At 68.1% G+C, this 14,192-nt stretch carries 18 protein-coding genes; 5 read left to right on the forward strand and 13 right to left on the reverse strand.

The window, feature by feature from the left end:
- The first annotated feature begins 102 nt into the window (after positions 1-102).
- Positions 103-783, forward strand: a complete 681-nt coding sequence (locus tag P7V53_RS15725) for a DUF1045 domain-containing protein (RefSeq protein ID WP_280150309.1) — start codon at positions 103-105, stop codon at positions 781-783.
- Positions 784-787: 4 nt separating this feature from the next.
- Here P7V53_RS15725 and P7V53_RS15730 read toward each other — a convergent pair whose 3' ends face one another.
- From P7V53_RS15730 to mltG, 8 genes are all read right to left on the reverse strand, one after another.
- Positions 788-1,111, reverse strand: a complete 324-nt coding sequence (locus tag P7V53_RS15730) for a hypothetical protein (RefSeq protein WP_280150310.1) — start codon at positions 1,109-1,111, stop codon at positions 788-790.
- An 85-nt stretch (positions 1,112-1,196) separates the two neighbouring features.
- Entirely contained in the window at positions 1,197-1,412 is a 216-nt protein-coding gene (locus P7V53_RS15735) for a hypothetical protein (protein ID WP_280150311.1), read from the reverse strand.
- Positions 1,413-1,526: 114 nt separating this feature from the next.
- Positions 1,527-2,174, reverse strand: coding sequence for an ankyrin repeat domain-containing protein (locus P7V53_RS15740; RefSeq protein WP_348273433.1), 648 nt, complete (start codon positions 2,172-2,174; stop codon positions 1,527-1,529).
- On the reverse strand, positions 2,171-2,968 hold the full coding sequence (locus P7V53_RS15745; RefSeq protein ID WP_280150313.1) for a TatD family hydrolase: 798 nt from the start codon (positions 2,966-2,968) through the stop codon (positions 2,171-2,173). Before P7V53_RS15745 ends, P7V53_RS15740 begins: the two co-directional genes overlap by 4 nt.
- A gap of 38 nt (positions 2,969-3,006) precedes the next feature.
- Positions 3,007-3,399, reverse strand: coding sequence for a PilZ domain-containing protein (locus P7V53_RS15750; protein ID WP_280150314.1), 393 nt, complete (start codon positions 3,397-3,399; stop codon positions 3,007-3,009).
- 37 nt (positions 3,400-3,436) lie between these two features.
- The gene (holB, locus tag P7V53_RS15755; RefSeq protein WP_280150315.1) at positions 3,437-4,450 is read right to left on the reverse strand and encodes a DNA polymerase III subunit delta'; all 1,014 of its coding nucleotides are present in this window, start codon (positions 4,448-4,450) and stop codon (positions 3,437-3,439) included.
- Positions 4,444-5,061 carry a dTMP kinase gene (gene tmk / locus P7V53_RS15760; protein ID WP_280150316.1) on the reverse strand — a complete coding sequence of 206 codons (618 nt, stop codon included), beginning with the start codon at positions 5,059-5,061 and terminating at the stop codon, positions 4,444-4,446. Before tmk ends, holB begins: the two co-directional genes overlap by 7 nt.
- 2 nt (positions 5,062-5,063) lie before the next feature.
- Entirely contained in the window at positions 5,064-6,059 is a 996-nt protein-coding gene (mltG, locus tag P7V53_RS15765; protein ID WP_280150318.1) for an endolytic transglycosylase MltG, read from the reverse strand.
- Between the two features lie 57 nt (positions 6,060-6,116).
- Between mltG and P7V53_RS15770 the strand changes: the two genes are divergently transcribed.
- Genes P7V53_RS15770 through P7V53_RS15780 form a run of 3 tightly spaced genes read left to right on the forward strand, consistent with a single transcriptional unit; the run spans position 6,117 to position 8,324 of the window.
- Positions 6,117-7,028: a folate-binding protein gene (locus P7V53_RS15770; protein WP_280150319.1), complete on the forward strand. Its 912-nt coding sequence runs from the start codon at positions 6,117-6,119 to the stop codon at positions 7,026-7,028.
- A gap of 40 nt (positions 7,029-7,068) precedes the next feature.
- Positions 7,069-7,374, forward strand: a complete 306-nt coding sequence (locus P7V53_RS15775; RefSeq protein WP_280150320.1) for a DUF4936 family protein — start codon at positions 7,069-7,071, stop codon at positions 7,372-7,374.
- On the forward strand, positions 7,362-8,324 hold the full coding sequence (locus tag P7V53_RS15780; RefSeq protein WP_280150321.1) for an NRDE family protein: 963 nt from the start codon (positions 7,362-7,364) through the stop codon (positions 8,322-8,324). The genes P7V53_RS15775 and P7V53_RS15780 overlap by 13 nt, the downstream gene beginning before the upstream one ends.
- Here P7V53_RS15780 and P7V53_RS15785 read toward each other — a convergent pair whose 3' ends face one another.
- Together P7V53_RS15785 and P7V53_RS15790 are read right to left on the reverse strand one after the other, a co-directional pair.
- Positions 8,325-9,182, reverse strand: coding sequence for a YbgC/FadM family acyl-CoA thioesterase (locus tag P7V53_RS15785; protein WP_280150322.1), 858 nt, complete (start codon positions 9,180-9,182; stop codon positions 8,325-8,327).
- The gene (locus tag P7V53_RS15790; protein ID WP_280156529.1) at positions 9,179-10,090 is read right to left on the reverse strand and encodes an alpha/beta hydrolase; all 912 of its coding nucleotides are present in this window, start codon (positions 10,088-10,090) and stop codon (positions 9,179-9,181) included. The genes P7V53_RS15785 and P7V53_RS15790 overlap by 4 nt, the downstream gene beginning before the upstream one ends.
- 102 nt (positions 10,091-10,192) lie before the next feature.
- Between P7V53_RS15790 and P7V53_RS15795 the strand changes: the two genes are divergently transcribed.
- Positions 10,193-11,341 carry an iron-containing alcohol dehydrogenase gene (locus tag P7V53_RS15795; protein WP_280150323.1) on the forward strand — a complete coding sequence of 383 codons (1,149 nt, stop codon included), beginning with the start codon at positions 10,193-10,195 and terminating at the stop codon, positions 11,339-11,341.
- Between the two features lie 123 nt (positions 11,342-11,464).
- On the opposite strand, the gene aceA is transcribed toward P7V53_RS15795, so the two are convergent.
- From aceA to P7V53_RS15810, 3 genes are all read right to left on the reverse strand, one after another.
- Positions 11,465-12,763 (reverse strand): isocitrate lyase, encoded by a 1,299-nt coding sequence (aceA, locus tag P7V53_RS15800; protein ID WP_280150324.1) that lies wholly within the window; start codon positions 12,761-12,763, stop codon positions 11,465-11,467.
- Positions 12,764-13,012: 249 nt separating this feature from the next.
- Complete coding sequence (locus P7V53_RS15805) at positions 13,013-13,732, reverse strand: type 1 glutamine amidotransferase (protein ID WP_280150326.1); 720 nt, start codon at positions 13,730-13,732, stop codon at positions 13,013-13,015.
- Positions 13,729-14,190 carry an Lrp/AsnC family transcriptional regulator gene (locus P7V53_RS15810; protein WP_348273434.1) on the reverse strand — a complete coding sequence of 154 codons (462 nt, stop codon included), beginning with the start codon at positions 14,188-14,190 and terminating at the stop codon, positions 13,729-13,731. The genes P7V53_RS15805 and P7V53_RS15810 overlap by 4 nt, the downstream gene beginning before the upstream one ends.
- Between the last annotated feature and the right edge of the window lie 2 nt (positions 14,191-14,192).

Genomic DNA, 14,192 nt, shown 5'->3' on the forward strand with positions numbered 1-14,192 from the left:
ACGTTGCCGCGCTCGGTCCGAAACATGGTGCAAGCCGCGCAGCTCTAAGATGGTCCGCCCATCGATGGAAAAACGCACCATGCTGAACGACAAGGTTGCAGCGTGAGAGACGGCTTGACCGGCGCGCGCCACGCTGTCTACTTCGCGCCCGCGGCCATGCATCCGCTGTCGGAGGCAGGCGCCAGATGGCTGGGCACGCAACGGCCGGCGCGCGAAGGTGTCGAGCAGCCCTGGCGCTATCGCTTCCATGCGACGCTGCGGCCGCCGATGAGGCTGCGCGAAGACGCATCCGCCGCCGAGTTCGAGACTGCCGTGCGGGCGCTGGCAGCACGCACACCGGCCTTCGTGATGCCCGAGCTGGCCGTCGGCTGGTTGGGTGACTTCCTCGCCTTGCGTCCGGTGGTCGAGCCCGATGCCGGCCATCCGCTGCACCGCCTCGCACAGGCCTGCGTTCGCGAGCTCGATGCGTGGCGCGCGCCCATCGACGAAGCGCAGATTGCCAAGCGGCTGGCGCATGCGCCTCTGGATGCCGAGCAGCAGGCTTTGCTGCGACGCTGGGGCTACCCGCACGTGCTGAACCGGTGGCGCTTCCACATGACCTTGTCGAACAGCATGCCGCAGGACGCCGCTCTGCGCGGTCGCTGGGCCGAGGCGGCCAGGCGCCATTTCGCCGACGCCCTGACGGCGCCGCTGGCCTGCGACGCACTGTGCGTCTTCGTGGAACCTTCGCCGGGGGCGGTCTTCGAGCTGGTACGGCGCGTTCCGCTCGCCGCCAAGGCCTGATCGATCAGAAGGGGCCGGGCAGGGCCTTGAGTCCGAGCCACACCGCGCCGATGACGGCGTTGACGGGCACGCTGAGCGCGCTGGGAATGTAGAAGAAGGCCGACACGCCCGGGGCATTGAGCATCAGCTCGAAGAAGCCGCCCAGTCCGTAGAGCACGGCGCCGCACCACAGCCAACGCCGCATGTAGGTGAGCAGCCAGTGCGCGTGTTCCTGGTTGTGCCGCCAGGCGGCCGCACGCTCGATCAGATTGCCGCGCGTGACGTCCTTGAACAACCAGCCGAAGAAGAAGTAGCGATACAGCAGGGTCCGAAAGGCCGGGTCTTGCACAGTGTCTCCCTTCCCTCGCCGAGCCGCGCGCGTGGCGTCCCGGATCTCGAGGAAGACCTTGGCGCGAGCCTTTTTGTTCCGCGCCTCAGTCCTGGGCGTCCGCCACGTCGTCGCTGTCGTCGACCTCGTGATCGAAGCTCGCGACCTCGTCGGGCGTGTGCGGAAGCATCGGCTTGTCCAGGGGCTTGCAGATGCGGCGCTGCAGACGTCCGAGGCGATCCGAGCGCTCCATGGCCTGGATCACGTCCTCGGGGTTCATCATCAAGGCGAACGGGTTCGACGCCAGCGGCGACTTGTCCATTGCGGTTCTCCTGCACGGCGTATGCCGATGAAGCAACTGTAGACGTCGCTGCAAGAAGGGGAAGTCGGGTCCGCGCCAAAGACCGTGTCGGATTTCGCCTGACAGGCGCTTACGTCACCGGCCCAGTGCGTCGAGCCGCGTCGCCAGGGCCTCGCGCTTGGCCAGCCGCGCGAAATCGCCCGCGCTCAAGCCACGGTCGTTGCGCGCCTTCGCGTCGGCCCCGCGTGCGAGCAGCAGTTCGACGCTGGCCTCGTTGCCGTACTGGGCCGCCATCATGAGCGGCGTCGTTCTGTTGGGCGATTCGGCATTGATGTCGCCGCCCCGGTCCAGCAGCAGCTTGACGGCCGCCGTGTCCGGGCCCGTCGCGGCGTAGTGCAGCGGCGACCAGCCGGGCTTGTTGATCTGAGCGCCACGCTCGATCAGCCGCCGGGTCCAGTCTGTCTGGCCTTTGAGCGCGGCAATCATCAGGGCCGACTCGTCGGACGCATTCAGCGCGTTGACGTCGACGGAGCTGTCCTTGAGCAATGCCTCGGCGACATTGAAGCTCTCGCCGCGAAGGGCCAGGTACAGCGCCGTCTGGCCTTGCGAATCGCGCGAATTCGCGTCGAAGCCACGCTGGATGAGCGTGCGCACGGTACCGGCGTCATCGGTCGCCGTCGCACGGAAGAAATCCTCGTACGACCCGGCCACAGCCAAGGCGCAAAACCCATATGCGACAACGAGTTGCGCCAGTTTTCGAAAGTGCCTCAAAGCGCTTTTCATCGATCGCCTCCACTTGCCTGTCCGATGCCGAAAAGATTCTCGAAATTGCTCGAAGTTGCCAGCGCAACCGCTTGAACGTCAATGCCTTTCAGCTGTGCAATCTGCTGGGCGACGTAGGGAACATAAGCCGGCGAATTGGTCTTGCCCCGGTACGGCACCGGCGCCAGGTACGGGCTGTCCGTCTCGATCAGGCAACGGTCCAGCGGCACATAGCGTGCCACCGCACGCAGGTCCTCGGCATTCTTGAAGGTCAGGATGCCGGAGAACGAGATCAGGAAGCCGAGATCGAGCGCGGCGCGCGCGACCTCCATGGTCTCGGTGAAGCAGTGAAAGACACCGGTCACCTCGCCGCGTCCCTCGTCCTTCAGCACCGCCAGCGTGTCGTGGGAAGCGCTGCGCGTGTGGATCACCAGTGGCTTTCGGGTCAGGCGGCTCGCGCGGATGTGCACGCGAAAGCGTTCGCGCTGCCACTCCATGTCGGCCAGGCTGCGGCCGGCGAGCCGGTAGTAGTCGAGACCGGTCTCTCCGATGGCCACCACGCGGGGCTTTCCGGCCAGCGCGACCAAGTCGTCGACGGTGGGCTCTCGCACGTCCTCGTTGTCCGGATGCACGCCCGCGCTCGCCCAGAAGTTGTCGTAGCTCGTGGCCAGGCGGTGCACCCGGTCGAACTCTTCGAGCGTGGTGCAGATGCACAGCGCGCGGTCGACACCGGCTGCGGCCATGTCGGCGCGAATCTGCGGCAGGCGCTCGGACAGCTCCGGGAAGCTGAGGTGGCAGTGGGAGTCGACGTACATGCAGTGCAAACCCGCCTGCGCCCGCTTGGAGCGCACTCTCAGATCGTCTGAGTGGGCTTCGAAGAGGAGATGGACGTGCCGAGGATCTCTTCGATCTTCAGCTTCAGCAGCCGCGTTTTCTCGTCGCTCGGGAAGCGCACGCCGACGCCCTGTGTGCGTCCCGCCGAGGCGTTGGCCGGCGTGATCCAGGCCACCTTGCCCGCGACGGGATAGCGCTGGGGATCGTCGGGCAACGACAGGAGAAGGTAGATGTCCTCGCCGAGCTTGTATTCGCGCGTCGTCGGCACGAACAGGCCGCCTTCGGAAAACAGCGGAATGTAGGCGGCGTACAGCGCACCCTTCTCGCGGAACACCAGTTGGATCACGCTCGGGCGAGCGGCGCTCGCTGCGGGCGCGCCCGAAAGGACGTTGCGCGGGATCGGGTCGTTCATCGGACCAGTGTAACGAAGAGCCTCTGCAAAAACGGCTTCATGGCCGTGATCCGAGCGCCTCTTGCGCCTGGTGTGTGAGAGATTCCACCAACAGTCCGGCATTCCACGGGTGTTCGGCGTTGAGCGCCGCCTCCTGCAGCGTGCGCGCCCAGGCCGACAGCGCGGCCAGCGACGCGGCAGCCGGCATCGCCGAGGGCGGGAAATAGCGCGGCGCGGCGCCCGCCGCCATCCGCATCGCGTCGTGGCACAGCTTGAGCAGCATGTCGACGACACGCGGCAGCGGCCAGGCTCCCAGCGCGCCCACTTCGCCGCGCGCCATCTGCTGCGGCAGCGCAAGCCACTGGCGCGCGTCGATGCCCTCCTCCTGCCACTGCAGCGCGTCCTGCGGCTGGCCACCGGTGGCGGCGAGCAGCACATCCGGCTGCGCCACCGACCGCTCGCTCAGCCACCGGCTCGCCAGCGCCGGCTGCGGCAGATCGAGCACCAGCGCCTGGCAGCGGCTGCGGATGGTCGGCAGCAACGCATCGGGTGCGGCGCTGCTGAGAACCAGCCGGGCTTCGCCAGGGGGCTCTTCCAGCGTTTTCAGCAAGGCATTCGCCGAGATGCCGTTCATGCGCTCGGCCGGATGGATGACCACCACCTTGCCGCGGCCGCGCGCCGAGGTCGTCTGCGCGAAGGCGATCGCCTGGCGCACCTCGTCGACGCGGATCTCCTTGCTCGGCTTGCGCTTGCCGCCCTTGTCGTCGGTGCCTTCGGCCTCGTCGCCTGACGCCGACCAGCCCAGCATTTCGCGCAGCGCCTCGGGCAGCAGCACCAGCAGGTCCGAATGCGAGCGCGCCTGCACCAGCCTGCAGCTCGCGCATTGGCCGCAGGGCCGTGCCGCGTGCGCGGCTTCGCACAGCCACGCCTGGGCCAGGATCAATGCAAGCTCGAATTGGCCGACGCCCTGCGGCCCGTGGACCAGCAGCGCATGCGCGCGCTGAGTGGCCAGCGCCCGGCGCAGCGGCGCCTCGAGCCACGGCAGCGGCAAGGCCCCGTCCGGCCCTACCATTGCCGCGACTCCAGCGCGCCCGCAATCTGGCGCCAGACGGCATCGCGGTCCAGCGACGCGTCGATGCGCACGATGCGGTGCGGCGCCTGCTTCGCCCGCTGCAGGTAGCCTTCGCGCACGCGCTCGAAGAACGCGATGTCCTGCTGCTCGAAGCGATCGGGCTCGCGCGCGGCGGCGCGGCGTTCGGCGGCCAGTGCCGCGGGCAGGTCGAACCAGATCGTGAGGTCCGGCTGCAGGTCGCCGTGCACCCATTGCTCGAGTTGCGCCAGGACCGCCAGATCGAAGCGGCGGCCGCCGCCCTGGTACGCGAAGGTCGCATCGGTGAATCGATCGCACAGCACGGTTTCGCCGCGGGCCAATGCCGGCGCGATGACCTGCTGCAGGTGATCCCGGCGTGCCGCAAAGACGAGCAGCGCCTCGGTCAGCGCGTCCATCGTTTCGTGCAGCACCAGCTTGCGCAGCTGCTCGGCGAGCACAGTGCCCCCGGGCTCGCGTGTGCCGAGCACTGCGGCGCCGGCGCTGCGCAGGCGTCGGGCCACCGCGTCGACATGGGTCGACTTGCCGGCGCCGTCGATGCCCTCGAAGGTGATGAAGCGAGCGGGCACGGGCACGGCTACTTTCTTCGTCGCTGGTACTTGTCCACCGCCCGATTGTGCGCGTTGAGGTCGTCGCTGAATTCGCTGGTGCCGTCGCCGCGCGAGACGAAGTAGAGCGCCCTGATCGGCTCGGGCTGAACGGCGGCCTGCAGCGAGGCCTTGCCGGGCATCGCGATCGGCGTGGGCGGCAGGCCGGGCCGCAGGTAGGTGTTGTAAGGACCGTCGGTGGTCAGGTCGCGCTTGCGCAGATTGCCATCGAAGGCATCGCCCAGGCCGTAGATCACCGTCGGGTCGGTCTGCAGCGCCATGCCCACGCGAAGCCGGTTGACGAACACAGCAGCGACCTTGCCGCGGTCGGCGGAAGAGCCGGTCTCCTTCTCGACGATGGAGGCCAGCGTCAAGGCCTCGTCGGGGCTTTTCAGCGGCGTATCCGCAGAGCGCTGTGCCCATGCCGCCTCCAGGCGCTTCTTCATCGCGCGGTGCGCACGCTTGAGCACCGACAGGTCCGTGCTGCCCCTGTTGTAGGCGTAGGTGTCCGGATAGAAGCGCCCCTCGGCCGCCACGCCCGGCTCACCGAGCGAAGCCATGATGTCGCCCTCGCTCATCGCCGCGGTGGTGGGCTTGAGGCTGTCGGCCTTGGCGAGCTCGGCGCGCATCTGCTTGAAGGTCCAGCCCTCGATGAATCGCACCGCGGCCATCGTGACGTCGCCGCGCACCATCTTGTTGAGCAGGCTGATCGGCGTGGTGCCTCGGCCGATCTCGTAGCTGCCCGCGCGGATCTTGCGCGACTCGCCGGACCAGCGGAACCATTCGTACAGCAGCCGCGGCGACGCCTGCACGCCGGCTTGCACCCAGGCGTCGGCGATGGCCCGCGGCGAGGTGCCGGGCTCGATCGACACCTCGACCGCATCTGCAGCGAGCGGCAGCGGCTGGTGCAGCCACCACCACGCGGCGCCGGCCGCGGCCGCACCGGCCAGCACCACCACCCCCACTGCGACACGCCACCACTTCATCGGTCAAGGACAACCCCGCGAGGGGAGCGAAAGACGGGCCGGAATGATAATCGCCGTATGAGCATCCCCTCCCCGATCCATGGCGCCGTCGCGCTCACGCACTGGGGCGTGATCCGAGCGCGCGGCGACGATGCCGCGAGCTTTCTGCACAGCCAGCTGACCCACGATTTCACTGGCCTCGGGCTGTCCGAGGCGAGGCTGGCCGGCTACTGCTCCGCCAAGGGACGCCTGCTCGCCAGCTTCGTCGCGTGGAAGGCGTCCCACGACGACATCCTGCTGGCCTGCCATGCGAGCGTGCTGCCCGCCGCACTGAAGCGCCTGTCGATGTTCGTGCTGCGCGCCAAGTGCAAGCTGAGCGATGCATCGGCCGAGGTGCCGCTGTTCGGGCAAGTGTCGTCGTCCGAGCCGATCGACGTCTGGGGCAAGACCGATGCCGAAGGCGGCGCCATCGTGAGGCTGCCCGATGCAGCGGGTGCGGCGCGGCTGCTCGTCGCCGCCCCGCAAGAGCCGCAAGCCGATTCCCTGTCGCTCGACACCTGGCGCTGGCTCGAGGTGCAGAGCGGCGTGCCCGTCATCGAAGCGGCGACCGTGGAGCAGTTCGTGCCGCAGATGCTCAATTTCGAGCTCGTCGGCGGCGTCAGTTTCCAGAAGGGCTGCTACCCGGGCCAGGAGATCGTCGCGCGGGCGCAGTACCGCGGCACCGTGAAGCGCCGCATGTTCCTTTTCGACATCAGCGGCGAGGCCAAGGCAGGCCAGGAGGTGTTCCACAGCGCCGACCCCGGACAGCCCGCCGGCCTGATCGCCAATGCAGCGCCTTCACCCGACGGCGCGACGACGAGCGCGCTCGCCGAAGTGAAGCTCGCCGCGCTGGAGGGCGGCAGCCTGCACCTCGGCGCTGCGGACGGTCCGCTGCTGATGCGACGCCCCCTGCCCTACGCCGTGCCGATCGATGCCGAGCAGGCCGTGTGACGGGCACGGCGCGGCAACAGTTCACGCTGCACGTTGCTTCATGCGCGAGCTGTTCATCTACTATCGAATTCCGAGCGCGGCGGCGGACGAGGCACTCGCTGCAGCGCTGGCGCTGCAGGCCCGCCTGCGACAGCGCCATCCCGGCTTGACGGCGCGCCTGCTGCGCCGTCCCGACGACGCGAACGAGCAGCAGACCTGGATGGAGACCTACGCCTACCTCCGCGACACCGAGCCGGCCGGCGTGACGTCGGCGCTCGAAGCCGAGATCGCCGACGAGGCGCGCGTGCTCGCCCCTTTCATCGCCGGCGCCCGCCACACGGAGGTATTCATTCCATGTGCCTCGTAGCGCTGGCCATCGACCACAGCCGCCGCTTTCCGCTCGTGGTGGCGGCCAATCGCGACGAGTTCTTCAGTCGTCCGGCGGCCCGGCTGACCTGGTGGACGCCCGAGGCCGGCGGCCCGGCCGTCCTGAGCGGGCGCGACCTCGAATCGGGCGGCACGTGGATGGGGCTCACCGCCGAAGGGCGGCTGGCCATGGTGACCAACGTGCGCGATCCCAGCCGCAACGACAAGGCCGCGCCCTCGCGCGGGCGGATCGTGCCGGAGTGGCTGGGTGCACGCGAGCGCAGCGACCGGTTCTGGATGCGCAGCGCGCTGTGCGGCTACAACGGCTTCAACCTGCTGGCCTTCGACTTCCGCCTGGGCGAGTGCTTCTGGGGCTCCAATGTCAGCGGACAGACCGTTCGACTGGACCGCGGCCTGCACGGCCTGTCCAACGCCGGGCTGAACACGCCGTGGCCCAAGGTCGAGGCGCTGAAGCGGCGCCTGCGCGAGGCGATGGCCGAAACCGACAGCGTCGATGCGCTGTCGCTGCGGCTGTTCGAGGCGCTGGCCGACCGCAGCGAAGCGCCCGACGAACTGCTGCCCGGCACCGGAGTGCCGCTCGACTGGGAGCGCCGCCTGTCGGCCGCCTTCATCCGCATCCCCGACCGCGGCTATGGCACGCGCTGCTCCACGCTGATCATCACCGAGCGCGTGTCGCGTCACCTGGTGACGCACGTCTTCGAGCGCAGCTTCAGCCCGACCGGCGTCGCGCTGCTGCGCCGCTCGATGCTGAAGAACTGGCCGCCGCGCTACACCACCGACGAGACCAAGGTGTTCACGCCCAGTGCGCAGGAGGTGGTGTCGGAGTCGGAAGTGCCCGTCGACGCTTCGCAGCCCGCGAAGCGAATGCGGGTGCGCAGCCTGCTGAAGCCCGAGCCCGCCAAGAAGCGGCGCCGCGCACCGGCGCTCTGATCACAGCGCCCGCACCATCTCCACGTGCGGGATGCCCGCCTCTTCGAACACTTCCCCGCGCTCGCTGAACCCGGCTCGCGCGTAGAACGGCGCCGCCGACATCTGCGCATGCAGGATGACCTCGCGATCGCCTCGAGCGCGCGCAGCCTTCATCAGCGCGTCGAGCACGCTGCGCCCGACCCGGCTGCCGCGCATGGTCTGCACGACCGCCATGCGGCCGATCTTTGCGACGCCAGGCACGTGCTCCAGCAGGCGGCCCGTCGCCAAAGGCATGCCGAGCCGGTTGACCGCCACGGCGTGCACGCAGCCCGCGTCGGCCTCGTCCCATTCCATCTCGGCCGGGATCTTCTGCTCGTCGACGAACACCGCCGTGCGGATGGCCTGCGCGTCGCGCCCCAGGTCGTCCCACGAGCCGACGCGCACGTCGACCATGGCCTTGCCGCTCTCGAAGGCCTGAAGCACGTCGCGCAACTCCTGCGGCACCGGCTTCGAACGCTGCGTCGATGGATCGGCGAAGACGTACACCAACTCGCCTGACACCAGCAACTCCTCGTTGCGGAACACCGCGGCGACGAAGGTCATCGACGAGGTGCCGATGCGCATGCAGCGTACGCCGACGTCCAGCAGGTCGTCCAGGCGCCCCGAGCCTTCGAATTCGACGGTCGCCTTGCGCACGAACAGGTCGCCGTTCAGGTACGCCAGCGTCTTCTCGTAGGGCAGCGCGAGTGCGCGCCAGTAGCCGGTGACCGCGGTATCGAAGTACATCAGGTAATGACCGTTGAAGACGATCTTCTGCTGGTCGATCTCGGCCCAGCGCACGCGCAGGCGCTCGAAGAACCGGAATTCGCTTCTCTTCATGGCTCGAAGGCCTCCTTCAATGCGTGGGCTGCGGCGTCCTGCGCCGCCGCTGCTTCGGGCAGCATCCGGCCCATCTTGATGAAATCGTGCGTCACTCCGCGGTACAGCTCGAGTCGCACGTCGACGTGGGACGCACGCAGTCGATCCGCATAGGCGATGCCTTCGTCGACCAGGGGATCGCATTCGGCCAGCACCACGCAGGCGGGGGCCACACCGTCCAGGTCCTCCGCTTCCAGGGGCGCGAAGCGCCAGTCGGTGCGCTGGGCTGGATCGATGTAGTGGGCGAAGAACCACTCGATGTCCGCCGCTTCCAGCAGGAAGCCGTGCGCGAAGCGCCGGTGAGACGCCGTGTCGGCGTGGGCCGTCGTCCCCGGCGTGATCAGCAGCTGCAGACGCAGTGCCAGCCCGGCATCGCGCGCCTGGATGGCGGCCACGGCGGCGAGCGTGCCGCCCGCGCTGTCGCCGGCGACGGCGAGGCGACGCCGGTCCAGTCCGACGGTGTCGCCGTGCGCTGCCAGCCATTGCAGCGCGTCCCAGGTGTCATTCACCGCCACCGGAAAGCGGTGTTCCGGCGCCAGCCGGTAGTCCAGCGCGAGCACCGCCGCGCCGCTGCGCGACGCGAGTTGCCGGCACAGGCTGTCGTGTGTCTCCAGGCTGCCGATCGTGAATCCGCCACCGTGCACGTACAGAAGCACGGGCAGCGCGCCGGTCGACGGCGCATACAGGCGGGCAGGCAGCGCTGCACCGTCGCGCGACGGGATGACGAGGTTCTCCACACGGGCAAGCGGCGCACGCGCCGGCTCCAGCACCTCGGCAGCGGCCTCGTACGCAGCCCGTGCGTCGTGCACGCTCTGCGTGTGGAAGGGAGGACGCCGGGCGCGGCGGATGCGCTCGAGCACACCGGCCATGCGGGCGGTCAGCAGATGAGTCGTCAAGGGTCGGGGTCAACCGGTGGCGCCGATGAGGAGTCGAGAGGATACTCGGGGCCCCCCGCCAATGCCCCGCATGCCATGGCCTTCATCCAGTACATCACTCAGGTGCATCTCGATTTCGGCGCGGTGCAGCGGCTGCCCCAGGAATGCGAGCGCATCGGCATGCAGCATCCGCTGGTGGTCACCGATGCCGGCGTGCGCGCTGCCGGCGTGCTCGACAAGGCGCTGGCCGCGCTGGGCGCCACGCCGTACCAGGTATTCGACCAGACGCCATCCAACCCCAATGAAGCTGCCGTGCGCGCCGCCGCGCAGCTCTACGGCACCTACAAGTGCGACGGCCTCATCGCGGTGGGCGGCGGCTCCAGCATCGACCTCGCCAAGGGTGTCGCCATCGCGGCGACACACGAGGGTCCGCTGAAGACTTACGCGACCATCGAAGGCGGCAGCGCGAAGATCACCGAACGCGTTGCGCCCGTCATCGCGGTGCCGACCACTGCGGGCACGGGCAGCGAGGTCGCGCGCGGCGCCATCGTCATCGTCGAAGACGGCCGCAAGCTCGGCTTTCACAGCTGGCACCTGGTGCCCAAGGTGGCGGTGTGCGATCCCGACCTCACCAGCGGCCTGCCGCCGCTGCTCACCGCCGCCACCGGCATGGATGCGATCGCGCACTGCATGGAGACCTTCATGGCGAGCGCAGTCAATCCGCCCGCCGACGGCATCGCGCTCGACGGCCTGGAACGCGGCTGGGCGCACATCGAGCGCGCCACCCGCAATGGCGATGACCGCGATGCCCGCTGGAACATGATGAGCGCCAGCATGCAGGGCGCGTTGGCCTTTCAGAAGGGGCTGGGCTGCGTGCATTCGCTGAGCCACAGCCTGGGCGGAGCCGATCCTCGGCTGCACCACGGCACCTTGAACGCCCTGTTCCTGCCGGCGGTGGTGCGCTTCAACGCGAGCGCCGAATCGATGGTCAAGGACCGCCGCCTCGCGCGCATGGCCCACGCGATGGGGCTGGGCTCGTGCGATTCGCAGGGCACGCAGATCGCCGAGGCGATCCGCGAGATGAACGCCCGGCTGGGACTGCCCGCGGGCCTCGCGGCTCTGGGCGTCACGGTCGAGCTGTTCGATCGCCTCATCGCCGGCGCGCTCGCCGACCATTGCCACAAGACCAACCCGCGCATCGCCACCGCCGACGACTATCGCGAGATGCTGCAAGCGTCCATGTGATCTGGCGTCGCCCTATCGCAAATCTCGCCGTCCGGCGCACCGCCCGAGGCGGTCGTGAAAAAGCCCGGTTGCGGGAGCGCAGACCGGGCTTGTCGGCTGGTGTGCGGCCGCGAGCCGCACTGCTCAGGCGTGCTTCGCGTCGAAGAACTGCTCGTCCTCGGTCGAGCCCTTCAGCGCCGCGGTGGAGGCCTCGCGCTCGATGGTGGTGGTCACGGCGTCGAAATAGCCGGTGCCGACCTCGCGCTGGTGCTTGACCGCGGTAAAGCCCTTCTCGGCGGCGGCGAACTCCTTCTCCTGCAGCTCGACGAAGGCGCTCATCTGGTTGCGCGCGTAGCCGTGGGCCAGTTCGAACATCGAGTAGTTGAGGCTGTGGAAGCCGGCCAGCGTGATGAACTGGAACTTGTAGCCCATGGCGCCCAGCTCGCGCTGGAACTTGGCGATGGTCCAGTCGTCGAGGTTCTTCCTCCAATTGAACGACGGGGAGCAGTTGTACGACAGCAGCTTGCCCGGGAACTTCTTGTGGATCGCCTCGGCGAACGCCTTGGCGTAGGCCAGATCCGGCTTGCCGGTCTCGCACCACACCAGGTCGGCGACCTCGGCGTAGGCCAGTCCGCGCGACACCGCCTGCTCGAGGCCCGGCTTGGTGCGATAGAAGCCTTCGACCGTGCGCTCGCCGGTGCAGAAGGGCTTGTCGTTCTCGTCGACGTCGCTGGTCACCAGGTCGGCTGCTTCGGCATCGGTACGTGCCACGAGCACGGTGGGCGTGCCCATCACATCGGCGGCCAGTCGCGCGGCGACGAGCTTGCTGACGGCCTCGCGGGTGGGCACCAGCACCTTGCCGCCCATGTGGCCGCATTTCTTGACCGCGGCGAGCTGGTCTTCGAAGTGCACGCCGGCAGCGCCCGCCTCGATCATCGCCTTCATCAGCTCGAAAGCGTTGAGCACGCCGCCGAAGCCTGCCTCGGCATCGGCGACGATGGGGGCGAAGAAATCGATGTCGTTCTTGCCCTCGGACCACTGGATCTGGTCGGCGCGCTGGAAGGTGTTGTTGATGCGCTTGACGACCTTGGGCACCGAGTCCACCGAGTAGAGCGATTGATCGGGGTACATCTCGCCGTTGCTGTTCGCGTCACCGGCGACTTGCCAGCCCGACAGATAGATCGCCTTCAGCCCGGCCTTCACCTGCTGCATCGCCTGGTTGCCGGTCAGGGCGCCCAGCGCGTTGATGAAGGGCTCGGTGTTGATCAGGTTCCAGAGCTTCTCGGCGCCGCGCTTGGCCAGCGTGTGCTCGATGGCGACCGAGCCGCGCAGCCGCACCACGTCGGCCGCGGTGTAGCCGCGCTTGATGCCTTTCCAGCGCGGGTTCTCGGCCCATTCCTTTTCGAGGGCAGCGATTTGTTGTTCGCGGGTCGGTTGGGTCATGACGAATCTCCAGAGGTGGTGGGGAAGACGAAGAGCGAAATCTCTGGCCTCAAGAATACAAACCGGGCCCGCGTGTGGGAACACTTATGTCTTATAGAAGACTGAAAAATAAGTAGTTATAAATCAACCCCTTAGGGCATCCATTGCATGATGCGGAATGTCGTTTACCGTAATGGAAAATCTTGCGGCGCTGCAGCATGCCTCCATTCCATCATGTGGAACCGTGTTTTCTGATCCTGAAATGGACGCTCACGGCCGCCCGGACGCCGTGTCCGCGAAGGCCAGCCATCGTGCGTAGACGCGATCCGCGAGCGCTTGCTGAAGCCGCAGGCGTCGACCCGCGTCGTTGAGCATCGTCGGGCCGTCGTGGACCGTCGGCGCATGCGATGCAGCCAGGAAACGCTCGTCGTGCGCCGCCACCCACGCGCGCAGCTTGGCGTCGTCGAGCTCGACATGAAACTGCATCGCCAGGTGCGGCCCGACAGCGAAGGCCTGGTGCGGGCAAGCTCCGCTGGATGCCAGCAGCTGCGCTCTCGGGGGCAGCTCGAAGGCGTCGTAGTGCCACTGGAACACGACCGGTTCGGGCGAGTCGCCGAACCACGTGGCCGCTGCAGGCCCTACAACCCGGATCGGATGCCAGCCGATCTCGGGAGCCGGCGACGGGACCACTTTCGCACCGAGCGCGCGCGCCATCAACTGCCCGCCCAGGCAATGACCGAGCACGGGCACATCGGCATCGATGGCGTCGAGGATCAGTCGCTCGGCGTGGCGCAGCGACGGCAGCGGGTCGTTCGCGCTCATTTCTCCGCCCAGCACGGCCATCGCCGCGTAGCCGTCGACCGTGTCCGGAAAATCCTGTCCGGCTTCGGTGTTGAAGACCTCGAAGCGGCGCCCGCGGGCTTGCAGCCAGCGCGCGAGATAGGCCGGTCCGTCCTGGTGCAGATGCTGCAGGATCAGCACGGGCTTCATTCGATTTCCAGCGCGGTGGTCTTCTTCACGGTGCGCAGCACCAGCATCGAGTTCGAGCGCACGACCCCGGGCAGCCGCTCGAGCACCTCGAGGTGGAAGCGTTCCAGGTCGGCTGCATCGTTGTAGGTGAAGCGCAGCAGGTAGTCGTTGGTGCCGGCAACGTAGTAGCAGTCGAGCACCTGCGGGATGTCGCGCACGGCCTGCTCGAAGGCCGCGATCGCCTTGGGGGTCAGCTTCTCGAGATTGACGATGGTGAAGCTCGTGCCCGCCTGACCCACCGCCTTCGGATTGACGAGCGCCACGTACTGCGCAATGACGCCGCCGTCTTCCAGCGCCTTCACGCGCCGAAGACAGGCCGAAGGCGACAGATGCACCCGCTCGGCCAGCTCGACGTTCGAGAGTTTCCCTTGGACCTGCAGGACCCTCAGGATCGCGCGGTCAATCGCATCCAATTTCACCG

The sequence above is a fragment of the Piscinibacter sp. XHJ-5 genome (genome assembly GCF_029855045.1).
Taxonomy (GTDB): Bacteria; Pseudomonadota; Gammaproteobacteria; order Burkholderiales; family Burkholderiaceae_C; genus Albitalea.

Coding starts and splice junctions, on each gene's coding strand:
- P7V53_RS15795 (WP_280150323.1), top strand. CDS start 10,193: ATGGCCTTCATCCAGTACATCACTCAGGTGCATCTCGATTTCGGCGCG.
- holB (WP_280150315.1), bottom strand. CDS start 4,450: ATGGTAGGGCCGGACGGGGCCTTGCCGCTGCCGTGGCTCGAGGCGCCG.
- P7V53_RS15740 (WP_348273433.1), bottom strand. CDS start 2,174: ATGAAAAGCGCTTTGAGGCACTTTCGAAAACTGGCGCAACTCGTTGTC.
- P7V53_RS15780 (WP_280150321.1), top strand. CDS start 7,362: ATGTGCCTCGTAGCGCTGGCCATCGACCACAGCCGCCGCTTTCCGCTC.
- aceA (WP_280150324.1), bottom strand. CDS start 12,763: ATGACCCAACCGACCCGCGAACAACAAATCGCTGCCCTCGAAAAGGAA.
- P7V53_RS15805 (WP_280150326.1), bottom strand. CDS start 13,732: ATGAAGCCCGTGCTGATCCTGCAGCATCTGCACCAGGACGGACCGGCC.
- P7V53_RS15770 (WP_280150319.1), top strand. CDS start 6,117: ATGAGCATCCCCTCCCCGATCCATGGCGCCGTCGCGCTCACGCACTGG.
- P7V53_RS15735 (WP_280150311.1), bottom strand. CDS start 1,412: ATGGACAAGTCGCCGCTGGCGTCGAACCCGTTCGCCTTGATGATGAAC.
- P7V53_RS15745 (WP_280150313.1), bottom strand. CDS start 2,968: ATGTACGTCGACTCCCACTGCCACCTCAGCTTCCCGGAGCTGTCCGAG.
- P7V53_RS15790 (WP_280156529.1), bottom strand. CDS start 10,090: ATGGCCGGTGTGCTCGAGCGCATCCGCCGCGCCCGGCGTCCTCCCTTC.
- P7V53_RS15775 (WP_280150320.1), top strand. CDS start 7,069: ATGCGCGAGCTGTTCATCTACTATCGAATTCCGAGCGCGGCGGCGGAC.
- P7V53_RS15750 (WP_280150314.1), bottom strand. CDS start 3,399: ATGAACGACCCGATCCCGCGCAACGTCCTTTCGGGCGCGCCCGCAGCG.
- P7V53_RS15785 (WP_280150322.1), bottom strand. CDS start 9,182: ATGAAGAGAAGCGAATTCCGGTTCTTCGAGCGCCTGCGCGTGCGCTGG.
- mltG (WP_280150318.1), bottom strand. CDS start 6,059: ATGAAGTGGTGGCGTGTCGCAGTGGGGGTGGTGGTGCTGGCCGGTGCG.